We start from the raw sequence: 20,446 nt of genomic DNA on the forward strand, positions 1-20,446 counted from the left end.
CCCCACACCGAAGTGAAAGACAGGCATGGAAACGCCCCCGCCCCAGACCGAGTCCATCGCGCCCACGGACGCCGACATCCACGCGTTCAAGGAGCAGCTCGGCCGCCCGCCGCGCGGCCTGCGGGCCATCGCGCACCGCTGCCCCTGCGGCAATCCGGACGTCGTCGAGACGGCTCCGCGTCTGGAGGACGGCACGCCGTTCCCGACGACGTACTACCTGACGTGCCCGCGTGCGGCCTCGGCCATCGGGACGCTCGAGGCCAACGGCGTCATGAAGGAGATGACCGAGCGGCTCGGCACGGACCCCGAGCTGGCGCGGCAGTACCGGGCGGCGCACGAGGACTACATCGCGCGCCGTGACGCCATCGAGGTCCTGGAGAACTTCCCGAGCGCGGGCGGCATGCCCGACCGTGTGAAGTGCCTGCATGTGCTCGTGGCGCACTCGCTGGCGGCGGGCCCGGGTGTGAACCCGCTGGGCGACGAGGCGATCGCGATGCTGCCGCAGTGGTGGAAGAAGGGCGCGTGCGTGTCCGCGGAGGTGGCTGAGTGACCCGGGTCGCGGCCGTCGACTGCGGTACGAACTCGATCCGCCTGCTGGTCGCGGACGCGGACCCCACGACGGGTGAACTGGTCGACCTGGACCGCCGTATGACGATCGTCCGGCTCGGTCAGGGTGTCGACAAGACGGGGCGGCTCGCGCCCGAGGCGCTGGAGCGCACGTTCGCTGCCTGCCGCGAGTACGCCGAAGTGATCAAGAAGCACGGCGCGGAGCGCGTCCGTTTCGTGGCCACGTCCGCGTCCCGTGACGCGTCGAACCGGGACGACTTCGTCCGCGGCGTCCTCGACATCCTCGGCGTCGAGCCGGAGGTGATCACCGGTGAGCAGGAGGCGGCCTTCTCCTTCACGGGGGCGACGAAGGAGCTGACGGGCCGGGCCGATCTGGACCAGCCCTATCTGGTCGTGGACATCGGCGGCGGGTCGACCGAGTTCGTGGTCGGTGACGACGAGGTGCGGGCCGCCCACTCGGTCGACATCGGCTGCGTGCGGATGACGGAGCGGCACCTCGTCGCGGAGGACGGTACGGTCACCGACCCGCCGTCCGCGGCGCAGGTCGAGAAGATCCGCGCGGACATCGTCGCGGCTCTGGACCTGGTCGAGCAGCGGGTTCCGCTGACGCAGGCCCGGACGCTGGTCGGCCTGGCCGGTTCGGTGACGACGCTGGCGGCCCTGTCGCTCGGCCTGAGCGCGTACGACTCGACCGCGATCCATCACTCCCGGATCTCCTACGAGAAGGTCGCCGAGCTCACCGACTGGCTCCTGACGTCCACGCACGACCAGCGTGCGCTGAGCCCGGTGATCCACCCCGGCCGCGTCGACGTCATCGCCTCCGGCGCGCTCGTGCTGCGTCTGATCATGGAGCGGACCGGCGCTCGCGAGGTCGTCGTCAGCGAGCACGACATTCTGGACGGCATTGCCTTCAAATTGGCAGAAGAGGCCCACCCGGGTGAAAAGAGCGACTGACCTGCGGTGATGTCCTGAAGCGCAGCGGCCCCGGTACCTCTGGTGGGTACCGGGGCCTAGCTGTGACCTGAGAGGCTCTGGCGTGTGGCGTTCATCACGCGGGTGCGCAGGGGCTCGGCCGTCAGCATGTCGGCGAACTGCCAGCTGTAGGCCGTGACCTCTTCCTCTTGCAGGTTGACCAGATCCGCCGTGGTGCGGAACAGGTATCGGAAGTCGAAGTGAAGGTGCTCCGGCTCATCCTTGGCCGGATTCGCCGGGATCGAGTGCACATCGACGTGCAGCGGCAGGCCGCTGTCAGGCTCGACGCGGTCGGGGCTGATCCCCGTCTCTTCGGCCAGCTCGCGCAGGGCCGCGTCCACGAGCGTGGTGTCGCTGTCCTCGACGTGGCCCCCGGGCAGCAGCCACTTTTGCAGTGCGCGATGTTCGATCGTGAGTACGCGTCCGTCGGGGCGGAGCAGGGCGGCGCCGGCCGTGACGTGCCCGCGGAACTCCTTACGGGACGTGATCGAGTCGCCTGCCTCGCCGAGGGTCGCGACAAGAGCGGACAGTGCGTCTTTCTCGTCGGGGTGCTCGGCGAGGTACGCGTCGACCGTTTCGCGTACGTGCTGTGCCGGAATCGGCATGGGTGCTCCGTTCCTCTATCGGTTGAAGTAGCTGAGCCACGTTGCCGCGATGGTTGCCCGATCATCGGCGCCAACCTCGTGCATACCGGGTCCGAGATCGCCACGGGAGAGCATCCGCATTCCGGCGAGAATTTCGGACTGCACAAGGAAGATGAACGGCCCAACGTGGGCGCCGTGCAGGAAGTTGACGGCGTTCCCTCCGTTGAGCAGGTAGAAGTAGTGGCCGGTCGTCGAGTAGCGGGTGACGTGCTCGCCCTGGGGCGCGCGCTGGTAGACGCGGGGGAGTGCGGCGAGGTCGAGTTCGTCCTCGGATGAGGTCACGGTCGCCACGTAGGCGCCGTTCCGCAGCGTGGCGAAGTCCTCGCCTCGCAGGGACACCGCGCCGGTGGCGCAGAGCACAAGGCCGGCGCCGTGCAAGGCCGTGTCGCGGTCGCGCGCGACAGTGAAGCCCTGCGAGAGGGCCTGTGTCTGCCGCACGGGGTCGACGTCGTACACGGTGACCTGTACGCCCTTTGCGTGGAGCAGGCGGGCGATGGAGGAGCCGAGTTTGCCGAACCCGATTACGAGGGCAGGGCGGCCGTGGGGGATGTCGCCGCGGCTACGCATGAGCGCTTCGGCCGAGAACACGACGCTCTGGCCCACGAGAAAGTCCTCGGGGTCTTTGAGCGGGGAGCGGGCGACGGAGACGACGGGGCAGGGCAGCTTGTCGCGGTCGGCGTAGCGGCGGTGTCCGTTCTCGGTGTCCTCGACGACGCCGAGAATGCGACCCGTGAAGCGGTCGTGCAGGGCGTCGATGGAAGGGGCGAAGTACCCGCCCACGTCGAGTAGCACGACGGACTGTCCGGCGGCGCGTGACTCGATGTACTCGACCGCGGTGTCTGGGTCCTCGAACAGTTCGCGCGTCAGGGTGTCGCAGGGCGTTACCTTCTCGACCGCGCGGAGTGCGGCGGGGTCGATGGACTTCGGCTTGGGGAGGACGGCCCGCAGGGCGCTGTTCGTGCCCACCGCTCGGACGAAGGAAGGGCGCTCGGGGAGCAGGTGCGTGATCAGGAAGGACGACGGACGTTCCGTTGGTGTGAGGTCGTCCGCGATGCGCGCGAAGTAGGCGTCAAGCCGGGCACGCTCGAACTGTTCCATGGACTCACTTCCCTTGTCTGAGGGGTAACTCTGGTCGGGGTGTGCGAGTAGCGGTTCACAGTCGGCGCGTCAGAGCGCGTGCACTTCGGCCCATACGGACTTTCCGGTGCTCGTGTCGTTCGCCCCCCAGAGTCCGGCGCACACGGTGTTGACGATCGATAGGCCGCGGCCGGACGTGTCGTTGTCGGTGGCGGCCTTTATGCGGGGGTGCCGGCGGATGGAGTCGTGAACCTCGATGCGCGTGCATCGGTCGTCGGCGTCGATGACCAGGCGCAGGGGGTCGCCCGGGGCGCTGCCGTGCTTCACAGCGTTGGTGACGAGTTCGCTCGCGACCAATGACACCTGGTCGAGGTGGTCATCGCTCGCATCGGGAACGTTGGTTGCGAGGTACCCCCGGATGAAGTGCCGGGCGTCACTGACGGATTGGGGGCGGCTCCGCAGTAACAGGATGTGTGGACAGGACACTTGGGCGCGGGCTCGCGAGGTGGAACGAGTGATCCATCTGTCGAGGTTCATCGGCCGTCCCCTGCGGAGTCCTGGTTCCGTCCTGACGCCTTCAAGGGAACCGCGGCGTATTGGCCGTGGCCACGGCAGCAATGCGGCACTCTTGACGCACATCTGATGCACGGGCGCGGGATGAGGTGCCGGCGGGGCCCGGCGGGGGAAGGAAGTCGACGTGACCCTCAGAGATCGGCGAAAGGCTAGGGGCTACAGTCAAGAGAAATTGGGCAGCGCGCTGGGCGTCGACCGCACAACGGTCAGCCGATGGGACCGGGGAGAAACTGCGCCCCAGCCGGAGTACCGGCCCAAGTTGGCAGCGCTGTTAGACCTTGACCTCGTGACGCTCGACGCCTTGATCAAGGAATCATCCGCGCCCCTGGAAACGAACGTGGGGTCGCTGTCGCACGACGCCTACGGCCCGGGGGAAGACGACATGATTCGACGCGAGTTCCTGCGCGTCCTTGCTGTGGCGGGGGCGGTTGCTGCGTTGTCTGCCGAGGGGTCTGACGCCCTCGCGGATGATGCCGCGCGCGACGATGCCGCCGGCTATTCACGGATGAATGAACACCTCTGGCAGGTGTACCAACTCGCTCGCTCCAAAGCCTCTGTTCGCCCCGTCGTTACTGGTCAACTGACAGCGTTGAACGAGAGTCTGTCGGATCGCCCAGCGCCCCACGGCCCCCTATGCGTGGCGGCTGGCGATCTGTTCCAACTTGCTGGCGAGTTGGCGTTCGATGGGAACCGGCACACGGATGCCGCCGCGGCGTACTCGCTTGCTGCTTCGGCAAGCAAGGAAGCCGGGGCGTTCGACCTGTGGGCCTGCGCGCTGATCCGACACGCGTACGTGGAAATGGCCGGCGGCCAATACCGCGAGGCCGTCGGACTGCTCTCTGTGGCTGAGCGAGTAGCCAAGCGGGGCGACAGTTCCTTGTCCACGCGACAGTGGGTCGCCGCAGTACAGGCCGAGGCTCATGCCGGATTGGGCGACATTCCGGAGTGCGAGCGGGCTCTCGATGAGGCTGAGACAGTGGTTCACCTCGGTGCCGAAGCGCATAACGGGGGGTGGCTTCGGTTCGATGGGTCTCGGCTGGCCGAGGAACGCGGGGCTCGCTACGTGCAGCTCGGGCAACTCGACAAGGCCGAAGACGCGTTGAACGACGCGTTGCGACAGGGTGCCTTGGCAAAGGGGCAGTCGTTTCGGCGCCGCGGTGTCGTCCTCGCGGACGTCGCCGCCATCGGAGCCAAACGGCAAGACGCCGAGCAGATGCTCACCTACGCAACCGAGGCGCTGCGCCTCGCCCGACAATCCTCGTCCGGGTACGTCGCCCGTAGACTCCAGGGGCTACAGGCCGAGATCGGTTCACTCGTGGACGACCGCCGGGTCGCCGAGTTGGGTGCCGAGATCGCCGCATTGAGCGCGACGCGACGAGAGGGGTTGCCGTGACGGATACCGAGGGTGCCCGGCTGTTCCGTGAATCGTGGATCGCGGGTGTGCGTAAGCACTTCCCGGGCGAGCCGAAGACGGGTTACGTAACTCCCTGGGATGAGACTCCCGAGTGGGAGCGTCAGGCCGCGGGCGCCGTGTATGAGCAGGTCCGTCAACTCCTCGACCTGAGCGACGGTCACGCCTCGCGCCTGAGCCGTGAGCAAAAGAGCCGGTTCGTTGCGACTGCTTGGACGGCGCAAATGTTCAAGCACTTCGAGGACCCGAAGCCGGGATATGTAGCTGACTGGCCGGACCTTCCTGAGTGGCAGCAGCAGACCGACGCGGACATTTTCGAGGCGATCGAGGGTGCCGTCGGCTGACGGACGCACGAAAGCCCCCCCGCATGGCGCGAGGCCGTACGGGGGGCTTTGCTACGAGCGCGTGGCGAACTGCCAAAGGGAGAGAGCGAGGCCCTCCCAATCGCGGCACAGGGGGCACTCGCGCGATGCGTTCGAAACGAGGGCCAGGTCGACCCCGGCATCGGTGAGGGTGCGCGTGTGCGCCTCGGGGGCGGCCCGCCCGACGGACGTCCGTACGGGCATCTCAGCGTATGAGGTGAGCTTCCATGGGCGGCCGGCGCGGTCCGTGAGCGACGTGATGCCGCGGTCGGCGAATCGGCGCATGGCGTCCTGAGCGGCGTTGCGGCGGGTGCCGGTGCCGACCAGGGGCGTTGCGGTCACCTCGGCCACGACGGAGCGGTAACCGTCGTCGACCGCCCGGAGAATTGAGCGGTGCCGTTCGGTGAGCAGGTCGACCGTTTCGGCGGCGGGCCTGTCCACAGCCTGTGCGTTGGGGGTGACGTCGTCGACCAGGCGGCGGGCGTCGTCGGACAAGGCGCCCGACTCGGCGACCGCGGACCGGTGTCCGGTGTTGTACGACTCGGCGACGACGTCGAACACGTCGAGCCTCACGGCCTTGCCCATTTCCTCGACCACGCCCTGAGTGGCGCGGCGTACGGCCTGGACGGCGGCGAGCTTCCGCTCGACCCATCCGCGGGCGCCTATGGCCAAGTCCTCGACCATGCCAGGGTGAATGGTCACAGCACCCCCCGGCGATTCAGGCTGTGGCGGTCTCCGACGGAGAGGATGAAGCAAGGGTCCGTCTCACGCCAATCAGCACTTCGCGGTAGAGCTGTTGGCGTGAGTTCCAGTCGCCCGCGGCTTCGGACAGTCGCCGATACTGTCCCAAATTGATCTCCTCGCCAGTCTGTTGAAACTCGGCGATTGCGGTGCGCGACTCTCGCTCTGCGGCAGTGAACAGGGCTGCGGAGCGGGCCAATTTGTGCGCTGGTTCAGCAACACAATCAGGACCAAGTACCGCAACGCGTACTGCGCGTGTCGTCAGTTGACGTGATGCTGACTCCATGGCATTGACGTCAAGCTGACGGAGCAGAGGAACATCGTCGTTCGACCAATACTGAATCGCCGATATCCACTCTTCCCAACTTGAAATGAGCTCCTCGTAGCTTTGTTGTCGTTGCTGTAGGAGCCAGTGAGCGCGGGTGGCTTGGGCCTGTTGGTCCGACTGTCCTAGCGTGGCCCGCGACGCGACCCTTGCGCTCCCGACAGCTGCGACGGCCGCAACGGCCGCTCCAAGCAGGCCGATACCAGCAACGACTATGGCAATCTGCGCTTCGCTCACATGAGGATGATGACCCCATCACCGCGACGCGTTCCGACGTGCTCGCCGAGGTGCGCCGGTTCGTCGTGAAGGTGGTGAACGGTGTCGACGAAGCAACAGCAACGCCGATCGTCACCTCACCGCAGACCGAGGAGGCCCGGCCTGTCTAGGACCGCGCCTTGTCACGGACTACGCCATGCGCCCGGACAGGTACCCGGCACAGGCATACGCCGCCCGCGCCAACCTCGAAAAGGACCGCAACGCGGTCGCCGAGAAGCTGGACGAGATCAGGACATCCTGGACGGAATCGGCTGGTCCCTCGCCTGACCGCAGGGCCCGAAATCCTCTCGCCTGAGCGTGTCGCGTACCGTCTGAGCACGGTCGGAGGGGTTCGCGACACGCTCTCGTGGCACCCCGCCGGGAAACTTCGTGAAGTTCTTCACAAGGAATTCGGTCCCGTTGGGCGAGGTTTCCGGGTCCTGGACCCGTCCGGGGTCCTCCACCGGTGCCGACGGGAGGGGTTCGGGGAGTGTCCCGAGTGTTGCGGGGGGATGAGATCAGGGAGTGGTTCAGCGCTTCCGAACGCTCACCGTTGCTGCTCAAGAGGGGTGAGCAACGACTGGCGGTGCACCGTGGTTCCCCGCGCGAGTCATGACATGGGTCACGTGGGCGGCGAAGTGTAGCAGAGGCACCGCCGGTCCTTGTGAAGGGGCGCACGAGCGACCCCCTCCAGACGGGTGGATACTCGATGGCATGAGCACCACGGAGCGTCCCAGGATCCTCATTGTCGGGGGTGGGTACGTAGGCCTGTACGCGGCGCGACGCATCCTGAAGAAGATGCGTTACGCGGAAGCGACCGTCACGGTCGTCGACCCGCGCTCGTACATGACGTACCAGCCCTTCCTCCCCGAGACCGCCGCCGGCAGCATCTCGCCGCGCAACGTCGTCGTCCCGCTGCGACGCGCTGTGCCGGGAGCCGAGATTCTCACCGGCCGCGTCACCAGCATCGACCAGGACCGCAAGGTCGCTTCGGTCGCCCCGCTCGTCGGCGAGGCGTACGAGGTGCCCTTCGACTACCTGGTGATCGCGCTCGGCGCGGTCTCCCGCACCTTCCCGACGCCGGGCCTCGCCGAGGTCGGCATCGGTATGAAGGGTGTCGAGGAGGCCATCGGCCTGCGCAACCACGTGCTCGAGCAGCTCGACAAGGCCGAGTCCACGACGGACGAGGAGATCCGCCGCAAGGCGCTCACCTTCGTCTTCGTCGGCGGTGGCTTCGCGGGCGCCGAGACGATCGGTGAGGTCGAGGACCTGGCGCGCGACGCCGCCAAGTTCTACAAGAACGTGAAGCGCGAGGACATGCGCTTCATCCTGGTCGACGCCGCCGACAAGGTGCTGCCCGAGGTCGGGCCCGAGCTCGGCGTCTACGGCCGCAAGCACCTGGAGTCCCGCGGTATCGAGGTCTACCTCTCCACCACGATGCCCTCGTGCGTGGACGGTCACGTCGTGCTGAGCAACGGCCTGGAGGCCGACTCCAACACGATCGTGTGGACCGCCGGCGTCAAGCCGAACCCGGCGCTCGCCCGCTTCGGTCTCCCGCTCGGCCCCCGCGGCCACGTGGACACCAGCGAGAAGCTCCAGGTCCAGGGCACCGACTACATCTGGGCCGCGGGCGACAACGCCCAGGTGCCGGACCTCGTCGGCCGCGCCAACGGCAACCCGAACGCCTGGTGCCCGCCCAACGCCCAGCACGCGATGCGTCAGGCGAAGGTCCTCGGCGACAACGTGGTCTCCGGCATGCGGGGCTTCCCGCAGGGCGACTACAAGCACGCCAACAAGGGTGCGGTGGCCGGTCTCGGCCTCCACAAGGGCGTCGCGATGATCGTCATGGGCAAGATGAAGATCAAGCTCAAGGGCCGTCTCGCCTGGTACATGCACCGTGGCTACCACGGCATGGCCATGCCGACGTACAACCGCAAGATCCGTGTGATCGCCGAGTGGACGATCAACATGTTCCAGAAGCGCGACATCACCGCGCTCGGCGCCCTGGAGACTCCGCGCGAGGAGTTCTACGAGGCCGCCAAGCCGGCTCCGGCGCCCAAGCCGGCCGCCGAGAAGACCGAAGAGAAGGTCGAGGAGAAGGCCAAGGCCTCCTGACCTCGCTGTAGTTCCCAGCAGTACCCGTCCGAAGGGGCCGCTCGCCATCCGTGGTGCGAGTGGCCCCTTCGGCGTTCCCTTCGGCGTTCTCCGGCGGTTTCCGGCCGTCCCGCGACCCTTGTACATGGTGTCTACAGGTATTTTGCCCATCCGTAACGCAGTAACGGGACTGCGGAACCTGTCGCTCGGTGTTTACGTGGTGTTGGACCGTTCCGGGATTTCCCCTGTCACGGAGGTGTGCGCCATGCAGGACGCCGCACAGCGGCTGAAGAACATCGCCGAGCGACTGCTCGGCGCCGAGCTCCCGGTGCGCCTTCGCGCCTGGGACGGCTCGGAGGCAGGCCCCCCGGGCGCCCCCGTGCTCGTCGTGCGGAGCCGTCGCGCCCTGCGCCGCCTGCTGTGGAAGCCGGGCGAGCTGGGCCTGGCCCGCGCCTGGGTCGCCGGCGAACTGGACGTCGAGGGCGACCTCTACGGAGCCCTCGACGTCATGGCCGGGCTGATCTGGGAGCGCGACCCGGACGCGGACGGCGAGCGCAGGAGCCTGCTCCAGGCGCTCAAGGACCCCGAGGTGCGGGCCGCCGCCGGGGAACTGGCGAAGCTGGCCGGACCGTATCCGCCGCCCGCCCCGCCCGTCGAGGAGATGCGCCGCAGGGGCCGCCTCCACCTGCACACCAAGGGCAGCGACAAGCAGGCCATCAGCCACCACTACGACGTCGGCAACGACTTCTACGAGCTGGTCCTCGGCACCTCGATGGTCTACTCGTGCGCGTACTGGGCCTCGCCCGACGCCACGCTGGAATCCGCCCAGCGCGACAAGCTGGAGCTGATCTCCCGCAAGCTCGGCCTGCAGCCCGGTATGCGCCTGCTCGACGTGGGCTGCGGCTGGGGCTCCATGGCCATCCACGCGGCCCGTGAACACGGCGTGAGCGTCGTCGGGGTCACCCTCTCCCAGGAGCAGGCCGCGTACGCCAGGAAGCGCGTCGCCGAAGCCGGCCTCACCGACCGCGTCGAGATCCGCGTACAGGACTACCGCGACGTCCGGGACGGCCCCTACGACGCGATCTCCTCCATCGGCATGGCCGAGCACGTCGGCTCGGAGCGCTACCTGGAGTACGCGAGCGACCTGTACGCCCTGCTCACCCCCGGCGGACGGCTGCTGAACCACCAGATCGCCCGGCGGCCCCAGCAGGACGAGTCGACGTACGAGGTCGACGAGTTCATCGACGCCTACGTGTTCCCCGACGGGGAGCTCGCGCCGGTCGGCACGACCACGGGCCTGCTGGAGCGGGCCGGATTCGAGGTGCGCGACGTCGAGGCGATCCGTGAGCACTACGCGCTCACGCTGCGCCAGTGGGTCCGCAACCTGGAGGCCCGCTGGGCGGAGGCCCTGCGGATGGTCAGCCCCGGCCGGGCCCGCATCTGGCGCCTCTACATGGCCGCCTCCGCGCTGAGCTTCGAACGCAACCGCATCGGGGTCAACCAGATCCTCGCGGTGAAGACCCCGGAGAGCGGGGCGTCGGGGATGCCACTGCGGGCGCGTACCTGGAACGACTAGCTTTTTTCGCCCGTACGCGGATGGGGCGCACCGGTGAGTGATCGTCACCGGTACGCCCCTTTCGCGCGACTGCCGTGCCGCTACTCGGCCTTGATGGCGGCGAGCATGTTCAGGCGGGCGGCGCGGCGGGCCGGCCACAGGGCCGCCAGGATGCCGACGACCGCGGCGAGCGCGAGGAAGACGCCCATCCGGCCCCAGGGCAGGATCAGGGAGTACGTCGCCATGCTCTTGCCGATCAGCTCACCGGCGGCCCAGCCGAAGAAGACGCCGAGGCCGATGCCGAGCACGCCGCCGAACAGCGAGATCACCAGGGACTCCAGGCGGACCATGCGCTTGATGCCCTTGCGGTCGATGCCGATCGCGCGGAGCATCCCGATCTCCTGCTGACGCTCGAAGACCGACATGGCCAGGGTGTTGATGACACCGAGCACGGCGACGATCACCGCCATGGCGAGCAGGCCGTAGAGCATGTTCAGCATCAGCGTGAACATCTGGGCCACCTCGTTGGAGATGTCCTGACGGTCCTGGATCTTGATCGCCGGGTTCTCACCGAGGGCCTTGGTGAGCTTGTCCTTGGCAGCGTCGGAGGTGCCGCCGTCCGTCTTCAGCATGACCTGCATGTCCGAGACGGCGTCGGTCATGTGCGGGTCGAGGGTGGGGGAGTCGACCATGATGCCGCGGATCATCTCGTTGGCCTCGTAGACGCCCGCGACGCTCAGCCGCTGCTTCTTGCCGTCCTCATAGGTGACGGTGAACTCCGAGCCGGCCTTCCAGCCGTGGTCCTTCGCGGTCCGGTCGTCGACGACGACCTTCGTGCCGCCGACCGTGAACGTGCCGTCCTTCAGCGGGAGTTCGGCGAGCTTCCCGATCGTCTTGCCGTTGACGCCGGTCAGGTCCTCGCCGTAGCCGTCGATCCGCGACGCGGCGTTGGACATACCGCTGACGGCGGTGATGCCGTCCGTCTTGTCGAGGGTCTCGCGGACGTCGGGGGAGAGCATGTTCCCGTTCGCCATGGAGACGACGTAGTCCGCCTTGATGGAGTCGGCGGCCATCTTGTTGATCGCCGACTGGACGCTGCCCGCGATGACCGTGAGGCCGGTGATCAGGGTCAGGCCGATCATCAGCGCCGAGGCGGTCGCGGCGGTGCGGCGCGGGTTGCGCACCGAGTTCAGACGGGCCAGCTTGCCGGAGATGCCGAAGGCGCGCAGCAGCGGGGCCGCGGCGGCGATCAGCGGCCGGGACAGCAGCGGCGTCAGGATGAAGACACCGATGACGAGCAGCGCGGCGCCCAGTGCCATCGGGGCCTGCCCGGCGTCGCCCTTCATGGTCGTCGCGGCGAGCACGGCGGCGATGCCGACGCCCGAGACGAGCGAGCCGAGCGTGTTGCGCAGGATCAGGGACTTGGCCGTCGGGGCGGCGTGCACCGCGTTCATCGCGGCGACCGGCGGAATCTTCGCGGCGCGGCGGCCCGGCAGCCAGGCGGCCAGCATCGTGATGAGGACGCCGACGACCAGCGCGGAGACGACCGTGCCGCCCGAGACGACCAGCGGGCCGTCCGGGATGATCGCGCCCGTGCCGTTCATCAGGGAGCGCATGCCCGCGCCGATCCCGATGCCGACGGCCAGACCGGTGACGGCGGCGACGGCGCCCACGACGAACGCCTCGAGCAGCACCGAGCGCGTGACCTGGCGGCGCGAGGCGCCGACGGCGCGCATCAGGGCCAGTTCCTTCGTGCGCTGGGCGACCAGCATGGTGAAGGTGTTCGCGATGATGAAGATGCCGACGAAGAGCGAGACGGCGGCGAAACCGAGGAGCAGCTGCTTCATGGAGCTCATCGACTCGGAGATCATCTTGGCCTGGCCGTCGGCGAGTTGACGACCCGTCTCCGTGTCGACCGCGTCCTTGCCGAGCGCCTTGTCGAGCGCGGCGCGCAACTGGTCCTGGCTGGTTCCCGCGGCGGCCCGCACGTCGATCTCGTCGTACGCGCCCGGCTTCTGGAAGAGCTGCTGCGCGGTCGCCGTGTCGAAGAGGGCGAGGGAGCCGCCGGCCGTGACGTTGCCGTCGTCGGTGGTGAAGATGCCGGTGACGGTCGGCGTCAGGACCGGGCCGTCGATGGACATCCGCACCTGGTCGCCGACCTTGTACCCGGCGCGCTTCGCGGTCTCGGCGTCGAGGGCGACCTGGTTCTTGCCGTGCGGGGCGCTGCCGTCCTTCAGGGGGTACCGGCTGTCCTCGGTGCCCCAGTAGTTGCCGCCCTTGGTCGAGAAGCCGTTGCCGACGAGCTTGCCGTCCTGGTCGGCGACGGCGGCGTACCCGCTGAGCACGCCGTACGCGGAGGCGGCGCCCGGCACGCTCCGCGCCTTCTCCAGGGTGGAGTCGGTCAGCTTCGCCTCCTCGCCGACCTTGTCGTCGCCGCCCTCGATGTAGCCGGGGGTGACGGCCACGTCGACGTGGCCGTAGCCCTTGGACGAGGACTTCTCCAGGGCGGAGGAGATGGTGTTGGTGAAGACGAGGGTGCCGGAGACGAAGGCGACGCCGAGCATGACGGCGAGCACCGTCATCAGGAGGCGGGCCTTGTGCGCGAAGACATTGCGCATGGCGGTTCGGAACATGGGTTTCTGCCAGTCCAGGGTTCGGCGGGGCGCCCTCGGCCTAGTCGCCGTAGGGGCTGCTGTTCATGGGCGGACGCGCGTGCGTCGTGGTTGCTCGCGCAGTTCCCCGCGCCCCTTCAGGGCGCGGACTGCTAGCGGGTCAGCTGGTGCGGCCCCGTGCGTCGAAACGCTTCATGCGGTCCAGGACCGAGTCCGCCGTCGGCTCGTGCACCTCGTCCACGAGGCGGCCGTCGGCCAGGAACACCACGCGGTCCGCGTACGCCGCCGCCACCGGGTCGTGCGTGACCATGACGACGGTCTGGCCCAGCTCGCGTACGGAGTTGCGCAGGAAGCCGAGGACCTCCGCGCCGGAGCGGGAGTCCAGGTTTCCGGTGGGCTCGTCGCCGAAGATGATGTCGGGCTGGGAGGCCAGGGCACGGGCGACGGCCACGCGCTGCTGCTGGCCGCCGGAGAGCTGCGAGGGCCGGTGGCGCAGGCGGTCGGAGAGGCCCACCATCTGGATGACGTTCTCCAGCCACTGCTTGTCGGGTTTGCGGCCCGCGATGTCCATGGGGAGCGTGATGTTCTCCAGGGCGGTCAGCGTCGGCAGCAGGTTGAACGCCTGGAAGATGAAGCCGATCTTGTCCCGGCGCAACTTGGTGAGCTGCTTGTCCTTGAGGGTGCCGAGCTCGGTCTCACCGATGCGGACCGAGCCGGAGGAGAAGGTGTCGAGCCCGGCCACGCAGTGCATCAGCGTCGACTTGCCGGAGCCGGACGGGCCCATGATCGCGGTGAACTCGGCCTGCCGGAACTCGATGGAGACCCGGTCGAGCGCGACCACCTGGGTCTCGCCCTGTCCGTAGACCTTGGAGAGATCCGTGGCGCGGGCGGCCGCCGTGGTGGTCCGGCCGACGAGAGGGGTGGTGGTCACGGGTGAGGCTCCTGACGGGACGACTGCTGAGGACCGTTCCATCGTCTCGGCCGATCGGGCCCGTGTAGTCAGCCGCAGTTCCCGTTCCGAAGGGCGACTTCGGTCGCACCGGCGGCGCTCGCGTCATACCTGGGTATGACACGGGACCCTGACACGGGGCTGCGGGCCGGGGAGCGTCCGGCCCGGCTCGCACGGCAGGTGAAATTCCGTCAATCCACAGAAACCGGCGCGCTCGCCGGGAAGGGCCTCCGGCAAGTGCGTATGGCCACTGTCATGTGCTGATGCACCCTCAGACGTCAATAAAATAAGACAACATCGAGCTGTTGTTCCGCTGATCGGGGGAGGCCGCCGGATAGGCTCGGACGGTCGATGCGGAGCCTCACAGCCTGCCCGGATGGTGGAATGCAGACACGGCGAGCTTAAACCTCGCTGCCCCTCGCGGGCGTACCGGTTCAAGTCCGGTTCCGGGCACCTCCGATTCACTTCTTCGCTCCCTCGTACCCACTTTTCTCACGAGTACCTTCACTTCCTCGCGCCTGCGGGGCGCTTCGTGCTGCCCGCGGCCCGCCTCCCGCCCCTCATCTCGCGCCTCTCGCCGCTCACCGAACCATTGACACCCGCCCGGCGGGGGCGGAGGATCCGCACGAGCCTTGAATGAACGAAAGTTCACCAGGCGAACGCAATGGAGCGAGAGGGATCCGTATGCGCACCACCGTCGGCATCATCGGAGCCGGTCCGGCCGGACTGCTCCTGGCCAGGCTGCTGCAGAACGCCGGGATCGGATCGGTCGTCCTGGAGAGCCGCGACCGGGCCTACGTAGAGCGCCGCCAGCGCGCCGGAATCCTCGAACAGGGCACCGTCGACGTACTGCGCGCCGCCGGCGTCGGCGCGCGCATGGACCGCGAGGGCATCCCGCACGACGGCATCGAGCTGCGCTTCGACCGGCGCCGCCACCGCGTCGACCTCCCGGCCCTGACCGGCGGCCGGTCGGTGATGGTCTACGCGCAGACCGAGGTCTGCAAGGACCTCATCGAGGACCGCCTCACCGGCGGCGGCCCGCTCCTCTTCGAAGCGGAGGCGCTCGCCGTGGAGGGCGCCGAGACCGACAGCCCCCGCGTCCGCTACCGCCACGAAGGCCGCGAGGCCGTCCTCGAATGCGACTACGTAGTGGGCTGCGACGGATTCTGGGGCGTGGCCCGCACCGCGATCCCGGACGCGCTCTCACGCACGTACGAGCGCACCTACCCCTTCGGCTGGCTCGGCATCCTCGCCGACGTCGCCCCCTCCCACGACGAGCTGGTCTACGCCCGCAGCGACCGCGGTTTCGCCCTGCTCTCCATGCGCTCCCCGACGGTCACGCGCGCGTACCTGCAAGTCCCCGAGGGCACGGACGCCGACGACTGGGCCGACGAGGAGATCTGGGACGAGCTCGACCGCCGCCTGGAGGTCGACGACCCCGGCTGGCGACTGGCCCGCGGCCCGATCACCGCCAAGTCGGTGACCCCCATGCGCAGCTACGTCCACGAGCCGATGCGGCACGGCCGGCTCTTCCTCGCGGGCGACGCCGCGCACATCGTCCCGCCGACCGGCGCCAAGGGCCTCAACCTCGCCGTCGGCGACGTCGTCACCTTCGCCCGCGCCCTCGCCGCCCACCTGGACAAGGGCGACCCGGCACTCCTCGGCACCTACTCCGAGACCTGCCTGCGCCGCGTCTGGCAGGCCGAACGCTTCTCGTACGCGATGACGACCATGCTGCACCGCGCGCCCGACGCCACCGCCTTCGACGACCGGATCCAGCTGGCCCGGCTCGACCGCGTGACCACGTCGAGGGCCGCGGAGACCGATCTCGCCGAGGCCTACACCGGGTTTCCGTTCTGACCGGGGCATCTCACACCCGTGAGGCGGAACACGGGGAGTACCCCGGACGTTGCCGGTAACAGGATGGGAAAGATCCTCCCTGAGCACTAGGGCCGTATCTTTGCCAGGCCATTACTCTTGTGGCAAGGCCATACTCGGTGGCCATGGAGGAGTGAAATGAGGAGCAGCAACCCGGTCTTCTCGCGACGGGGGTTCAGCCGCGACAACGGCTACGCGCAGTTCAACGCGCAGCAGCCGCAGGCCGGGGGCCCCGCGGTCGGTACGCAGGCCAACCCGTACGGCCAGGCACCCGCCGGCAACCCGTACGCGCAGAACCCCTACGCCCAGCAGGACGTGCAGTACGGCGCCCCGCAGGCGCCCGCCACCACCGGCCGCATGACGATGGACGACGTCATCATGCGCACCGCCACCACCCTCGGCCTGCTGGTCGTCACGGCCGCGCTCGCCTGGGCGCTGCTGCCGGTCGACGAGGCCAACCTCGGCAAGTCGTACGGCATCGCGATCGGCTCCGGCCTCGTCGCGATGGTGCTCGGCTTCGTCCAGGCCTTCAAGCGCAAGGCGTCCCCGCCGCTGATCCTGGCGTACGCGGCGCTCGAGGGTGTCTTCCTCGGCGTCCTGTCCAGCGTCGTCGACAACTACATCGCGAGCGGCGCGGCCATGCAGGCCGTGCTCGGCACGATGGCCGTCTTCACGGCCGTCCTCGTCGCCTACAAGGCGGGCTGGATCCGCGTCAACCGTCGCTTCTACGGCTTCGTCATGGCCGCCGCGATGGGCTTCGTCCTGCTGATGGCCGTGAACCTGCTGTTCGCGGTCTTCGGCGGCGGTGACGGCCTGGGCTTCCGCAGCGGCGGCCTCGGTATCCTGTTCGGCGTCATCGGCATCCTGCTCGGCGCGTGCTTCCTGGCCCTGGACTTCAAGCAGGTCGAGGACGGCATCGCGTACGGCGCCCCGAAGGAAGAGGCGTGGCTCGCCGCCTTCGGTCTGACCATGACGCTGGTCTGGATCTACATGGAGTTCCTGCGGCTCATCGCGATCCTCCAGGGCAACGACTAGCGGCTCACGCCCGGACAGTCGGGGGCCCGCGCACCTTCGGGTGCGCGGGCCCCTTGCCGTTTGTGTGGGGGTTGGGTTTGCGTCGGGGCGCTAGCCGAACCTGCGTGCGGCGCGCCTCAGGTCGTACTCGTGGATGATGGCCTTGGCGTGGCCGTACGCGAGGTCGTGCTCCCCGCGGAGCCAGCTGACTTTCTCTTCGAAGCGAAGGAAGCACGGTCCGTCTTCGACGGTGCGCAGCCAGTCGGAGACTTCACGACCGGTGCAGTGGGGGATACGAGCCAGCAGATTGCGGTGGGTCTCCGCGGAGAAGACTTGGGACATCGGCGCCTCCGGAACGCTTCGATGTGGCCTGTCCTTCACGCCACCGTGCCTGAGCGCCGCACGCTTGTAAACAGCTACAGTCGCCAAGTGCTTGATACGACGCCATTGACAGCAGCGGTGGATCAGTTCGCGGACCGGCTGCGGGCCGCGCCGCAGAGCCGGCTCCAGCGGGGCGCTGCCGCGGAGGCTCTGGCCCTGGCCAGGGAACTGTCCGCGCGGGCCCAGCGGTTGGAGGAACCGGGGGCTTCGGTGCGGGAGATGCCGGACGCGGGAATGTTCGCCGCCGCGGACCAAGTGACGGTCGCTGCACGGGATCTGGCGGTCGTCCTGCCGGGTCAGGGTGAACTGACCGAGGCGGTGGATCTGGTCGAGGCGTCCATGAAGCGGGCGGGGGTCTGAGACGGCCGCCTCTCTTCCAGCCCCTCCTCTCCGGCGATTGAGGAGCGGGGTCCGGGGCGGAGCCCCGTGACCCGAGGCCGGTCGGGCTCAGGCCGAAGCTATGACCCGGTCCGCAAGGATGTACACGTTGTCCCCGGCGCACTCGAACGTCAGGGCGTACGCCCCCGAGACCCCGGAGCCACCCAGAAGCACCGGAGTGTCCCCCTCACGCAGGGCAGCGGCCAGCAACTCCGCCGTCTCCCGATGCCCAGGAGTCATGCACAGCGTCGTCCCGTCGGCGAAGACGTAGACGTCGAGCGTGCCGAGCGGCCCAGGACGGACGTCGGAGAGCGCCGTGCGCGTGTGCGCCAGCTCTTCCAGGCACGCCACGGTGCGCTCGTGGTCAGTGGTGACCGGCGACTGGACCGGAACGAAGTCCGGGTGCGACGGATGCCGGCGCCGGGCCGCGGCCAGCTCGGGAGACTCGTTGGGGGTACCTCCCTGGACGGGGTCCTTGGGGGAAAACTCGTCCTCCGGCTCGAGCGCCGACTCGACGAGCGGCTCGAGCCCCGCGAAGTCGGCCTGCCGCGGCAGGAAGAACTCCTCGCTCAGCGCACTGCCACCGGCCAGGAACGGCGGCAGGTCCGAGGTGTCCCGCGCCTCCTGCGCCGCCCAGAACGCCCGCGCCTCCGCCAGCTCGCGCTCCCGCTCCTCGGCGAGGGCGTCGGCGACAGCGACGCGTATGGCGTCCGCGTCGGTGGTGGTGCGGGCCGCGGGCACGCCGGGGTGCGCGCCGGTGGCGCGGCCGCGTGCCACCTCCTCGCGCAGCTCCACGATCTGTCGTCGCAGACCTCGGACGTTGTGCAGGGTGGCGGCGCCGACGGCCGTGGCAGCGGCCGTGGCGAGCAGCAATGCAAGAGGAAAGGCGCTCACTGACGTACTCCCGGTTTCAAGTCGACCCCCGACTTCCTACATCAGCTTGAAGCCTGGACGAACCAGCTGTCAGTGCATTACGTCACGAATTGGACAGGTCTTTTGGCCGTGCGTTTAGCCCCGATATGGCCCGGGTATGGGGCTGACCTGCGAAAACGGTTCTCCCCCGAGATGTACGTCACATCCTGGGGGAGATTGGATCACGATTGCATAGCCGGATTCCGGTCAACCGGGGCCCGGCCGGGGTCAACGGGCCCCCGACCGGGGGCGACCGAGGTCAGCTGAGGCGCTCGATGACCATCGCCATGCCCTGGCCGCCGCCGACGCACATGGTCTCCAGACCGAACTGCTTGTCGTGGAACTGCAGGCTGTTGATCAGCGTGCCCGTGATGCGGGCGCCGGTCATGCCGAAGGGGTGGCCGACCGCGATGGCGCCACCGTTCACGTTCAGCTTGTCCTCGTCGATGCCCAGGTCGCGGGCGGACGGGATGACCTGCGCGGCGAACGCCTCGTTGATCTCGAACAGGTCGATGTCGCCGACGCCGAGCCCGGCGCGCTTCAGCGCCTGCTTGCTGGCCTCCACCGGGCCGAGGCCCATGATCTCGGGGGACAGGCCGGAGACGCCGGTCGACACGACGCGGGCGAGCGGGGTCAGGCCCAGCTCGCGCGCCTTGGTGTCGGACATGATCACGAGGGCGGCGGCGCCGTCGTTCAGCGGGCAGCAGTTGCCCGCCGTGACCAGACCATCGGGGCGGAAGACGGGCTTGAGGCCCGAGACGCCCTCCAGGGTCACGCCGGCGCGCGGGCCGTCGTCCTTGCTCACGACGGTCCCGTCGGGGGTCGTCACCGGGGTGATCTCCCGCTCCCAGAAGCCGTTCTTGATGGCTTCCTCGGCGCGGTTCTGCGAGCGAACGCCGAAGGCGTCCATGTCCTCGCGGGTGACGCCCTTCAGACGGGCCAGGTTCTCGGCGGTCTGACCCATCGCGATGTACGCGTCCGGCACCAGGCCGTCCTCGCGCGGGTCGTGCCAGGAGGTGCCCTCCTGCTGGGCGACGGCCGCGGTGCGGGCCTCGGCCTCGGCGAAGAACGGGTTGCGCGTGTCGGGCAGGGAGTCGGAGTTCCCCTTGGCGAAGCGCGACACCATCTCGACGCCCGCCGAGATGAAGACGTCGCCCTCGCCCGCCTTGATGGCGTGCAGGGCCATGCGCGTCGTCTGCAGCGACGACGAGCAGTAGCGGGTCACGGTGCAGCCGGGGAGGTGGTCCATGCCCATCTGCACGGCCACGATGCGGCCCAGGTTGTTGCCCTGCTCGCCGCCGGGCAGGCCACAGCCCAGCATCAGGTCGTCGATGTCACGCGGGTCCAGCTCGGGGACCTTCGCGAGGGCGGTCTGGATGATCGTCGCGGTCAGGTCGTCGGCCCGCAGATCCTTCAGGGAGCCCTTGAAAGCGCGGCCGATGGGGGAGCGGGCGGCTGAGACGATTACGGCTTCGGGCATCACGGCTCCAGGGGTTTCTGGGGTTTCCGGCGAACGGCAGGACCGCTTGGGAAGTTACCCGTACGTATCCCTTAGGTCACCGGTGTGGGTGTGTGACCCGTGACGCATTTTTCTAAGCGCTTGCTCAGCGCTCCGCGGGTTGGCGGGTCGGTGTGCGGGGCGGGGTGGGGCGGGGTGGGGCTTGGGCGCCGGGTGTGTGGGGCCGGGGCGGGGCGACGGGCCGCGGGGCGCTGCCCCGGACCCCGCTCCTCAATCGCCGGAGGGGC

Annotated in this window: 20 protein-coding genes and 1 tRNA gene; 11 read left to right on the forward strand and 10 right to left on the reverse strand. The window is 68.7% G+C overall.

The features are described from left to right. The first annotated feature begins 25 nt into the window (after positions 1 to 25). On the forward strand, positions 26 to 550 hold the full coding sequence (locus ABD366_RS14110) for a DUF501 domain-containing protein (RefSeq protein ID WP_324772646.1): 525 nt from the start codon (positions 26 to 28) through the stop codon (positions 548 to 550). Then, on the forward strand, positions 547 to 1,521 hold the full coding sequence (locus tag ABD366_RS14115; RefSeq protein WP_324772644.1) for a Ppx/GppA phosphatase family protein: 975 nt from the start codon (positions 547 to 549) through the stop codon (positions 1,519 to 1,521). The genes ABD366_RS14110 and ABD366_RS14115 overlap by 4 nt, the downstream gene beginning before the upstream one ends. Positions 1,522 to 1,577: 56 nt before the next feature. On the opposite strand, the gene ABD366_RS14120 is transcribed toward ABD366_RS14115, so the two are convergent. From ABD366_RS14120 to ABD366_RS14130, 3 genes are all read right to left on the reverse strand, one after another. Next, positions 1,578 to 2,144: an NUDIX hydrolase gene (locus tag ABD366_RS14120; protein WP_324772642.1), complete on the reverse strand. Its 567-nt coding sequence runs from the start codon at positions 2,142 to 2,144 to the stop codon at positions 1,578 to 1,580. Positions 2,145 to 2,159: 15 nt separating this feature from the next. Further along, entirely contained in the window at positions 2,160 to 3,281 is a 1,122-nt protein-coding gene (locus ABD366_RS14125; RefSeq protein ID WP_324772640.1) for an adenosylhomocysteinase, read from the reverse strand. A 69-nt stretch (positions 3,282 to 3,350) separates the two neighbouring features. Further along, entirely contained in the window at positions 3,351 to 3,899 is a 549-nt protein-coding gene (locus ABD366_RS14130; protein WP_344441817.1) for an ATP-binding protein, read from the reverse strand. A 58-nt stretch (positions 3,900 to 3,957) separates the two neighbouring features. Here ABD366_RS14130 and ABD366_RS14135 point away from each other — a divergent pair, with 58 nt between their 5' ends. Both ABD366_RS14135 and ABD366_RS14140 read left to right on the forward strand, forming a co-directional pair. Then, entirely contained in the window at positions 3,958 to 5,226 is a 1,269-nt protein-coding gene (locus ABD366_RS14135) for a helix-turn-helix transcriptional regulator (RefSeq protein ID WP_324772636.1), read from the forward strand. Further along, positions 5,223 to 5,588, forward strand: a complete 366-nt coding sequence (locus ABD366_RS14140) for a hypothetical protein (protein WP_324772634.1) — start codon at positions 5,223 to 5,225, stop codon at positions 5,586 to 5,588. The genes ABD366_RS14135 and ABD366_RS14140 overlap by 4 nt, the downstream gene beginning before the upstream one ends. 51 nt (positions 5,589 to 5,639) lie before the next feature. Here ABD366_RS14140 and ABD366_RS14145 read toward each other — a convergent pair whose 3' ends face one another. Both ABD366_RS14145 and ABD366_RS14150 read right to left on the reverse strand, forming a co-directional pair. Further along, positions 5,640 to 6,308 (reverse strand): phage minor capsid protein, encoded by a 669-nt coding sequence (locus ABD366_RS14145; RefSeq protein ID WP_324772632.1) that lies wholly within the window; start codon positions 6,306 to 6,308, stop codon positions 5,640 to 5,642. A gap of 16 nt (positions 6,309 to 6,324) precedes the next feature. Further along, positions 6,325 to 6,909 carry a hypothetical protein gene (locus ABD366_RS14150; protein ID WP_324772630.1) on the reverse strand — a complete coding sequence of 195 codons (585 nt, stop codon included), beginning with the start codon at positions 6,907 to 6,909 and terminating at the stop codon, positions 6,325 to 6,327. Positions 6,910 to 7,084: 175 nt separating this feature from the next. On the opposite strand from ABD366_RS14150, the gene ABD366_RS14155 reads away from it, so the two are divergent. The 3 genes from ABD366_RS14155 to ABD366_RS14165 all read left to right on the forward strand — a co-directional run bounded on the left by ABD366_RS14155 (position 7,085) and on the right by ABD366_RS14165 (position 10,597). Then, positions 7,085 to 7,243 carry a hypothetical protein gene (locus ABD366_RS14155; RefSeq protein ID WP_324772628.1) on the forward strand — a complete coding sequence of 53 codons (159 nt, stop codon included), beginning with the start codon at positions 7,085 to 7,087 and terminating at the stop codon, positions 7,241 to 7,243. Between the two features lie 398 nt (positions 7,244 to 7,641). After that, a complete protein-coding gene (locus ABD366_RS14160) occupies positions 7,642 to 9,042 on the forward strand; it encodes an NAD(P)/FAD-dependent oxidoreductase (protein ID WP_324772626.1) in 1,401 nt (466 codons plus the stop codon). A gap of 244 nt (positions 9,043 to 9,286) precedes the next feature. Further along, a complete protein-coding gene (locus ABD366_RS14165) occupies positions 9,287 to 10,597 on the forward strand; it encodes a cyclopropane-fatty-acyl-phospholipid synthase family protein (protein ID WP_324772624.1) in 1,311 nt (436 codons plus the stop codon). 80 nt (positions 10,598 to 10,677) lie between these two features. Here the strand turns inward: ABD366_RS14165 and ABD366_RS14170 are convergent, their stop codons facing one another. Together ABD366_RS14170 and ABD366_RS14175 are read right to left on the reverse strand one after the other, a co-directional pair. Beyond that, on the reverse strand, positions 10,678 to 13,209 hold the full coding sequence (locus ABD366_RS14170) for an ABC transporter permease (RefSeq protein WP_324772622.1): 2,532 nt from the start codon (positions 13,207 to 13,209) through the stop codon (positions 10,678 to 10,680). Between the two features lie 139 nt (positions 13,210 to 13,348). Continuing rightward, positions 13,349 to 14,119, reverse strand: coding sequence for an ABC transporter ATP-binding protein (locus ABD366_RS14175; protein ID WP_324772620.1), 771 nt, complete (start codon positions 14,117 to 14,119; stop codon positions 13,349 to 13,351). A gap of 388 nt (positions 14,120 to 14,507) precedes the next feature. Here ABD366_RS14175 and ABD366_RS14180 point away from each other — a divergent pair. From ABD366_RS14180 to ABD366_RS14190, 3 genes are all read left to right on the forward strand, one after another. Beyond that, a tRNA-Leu gene (locus tag ABD366_RS14180) sits at positions 14,508 to 14,590 on the forward strand. Between the two features lie 231 nt (positions 14,591 to 14,821). Then, complete coding sequence (locus ABD366_RS14185) at positions 14,822 to 15,997, forward strand: 4-hydroxybenzoate 3-monooxygenase (RefSeq protein ID WP_324772618.1); 1,176 nt, start codon at positions 14,822 to 14,824, stop codon at positions 15,995 to 15,997. A 156-nt stretch (positions 15,998 to 16,153) separates the two neighbouring features. Then, positions 16,154 to 17,050, forward strand: coding sequence for a Bax inhibitor-1/YccA family protein (locus ABD366_RS14190; protein ID WP_324772616.1), 897 nt, complete (start codon positions 16,154 to 16,156; stop codon positions 17,048 to 17,050). A gap of 90 nt (positions 17,051 to 17,140) precedes the next feature. Here the strand turns inward: ABD366_RS14190 and ABD366_RS14195 are convergent, their stop codons facing one another. Beyond that, on the reverse strand, positions 17,141 to 17,371 hold the full coding sequence (locus ABD366_RS14195) for a DUF4287 domain-containing protein (protein ID WP_324772614.1): 231 nt from the start codon (positions 17,369 to 17,371) through the stop codon (positions 17,141 to 17,143). Positions 17,372 to 17,458: 87 nt separating this feature from the next. Here ABD366_RS14195 and ABD366_RS14200 point away from each other — a divergent pair, with 87 nt between their 5' ends. Next, positions 17,459 to 17,770: a hypothetical protein gene (locus ABD366_RS14200; RefSeq protein ID WP_324772612.1), complete on the forward strand. Its 312-nt coding sequence runs from the start codon at positions 17,459 to 17,461 to the stop codon at positions 17,768 to 17,770. A gap of 87 nt (positions 17,771 to 17,857) precedes the next feature. Here ABD366_RS14200 and ABD366_RS14205 read toward each other — a convergent pair whose 3' ends face one another. Both ABD366_RS14205 and ABD366_RS14210 read right to left on the reverse strand, forming a co-directional pair. Then, complete coding sequence (locus tag ABD366_RS14205) at positions 17,858 to 18,682, reverse strand: hypothetical protein (RefSeq protein ID WP_324772610.1); 825 nt, start codon at positions 18,680 to 18,682, stop codon at positions 17,858 to 17,860. 277 nt (positions 18,683 to 18,959) lie between these two features. Continuing rightward, complete coding sequence (locus tag ABD366_RS14210) at positions 18,960 to 20,180, reverse strand: acetyl-CoA C-acetyltransferase (protein ID WP_324772608.1); 1,221 nt, start codon at positions 20,178 to 20,180, stop codon at positions 18,960 to 18,962. Positions 20,181 to 20,446 lie beyond the last annotated feature (266 nt).

This window comes from Streptomyces kunmingensis (genome assembly GCF_039533535.1).
GTDB lineage: Bacteria > Actinomycetota > Actinomycetes > Streptomycetales > Streptomycetaceae > Streptomyces > Streptomyces kunmingensis.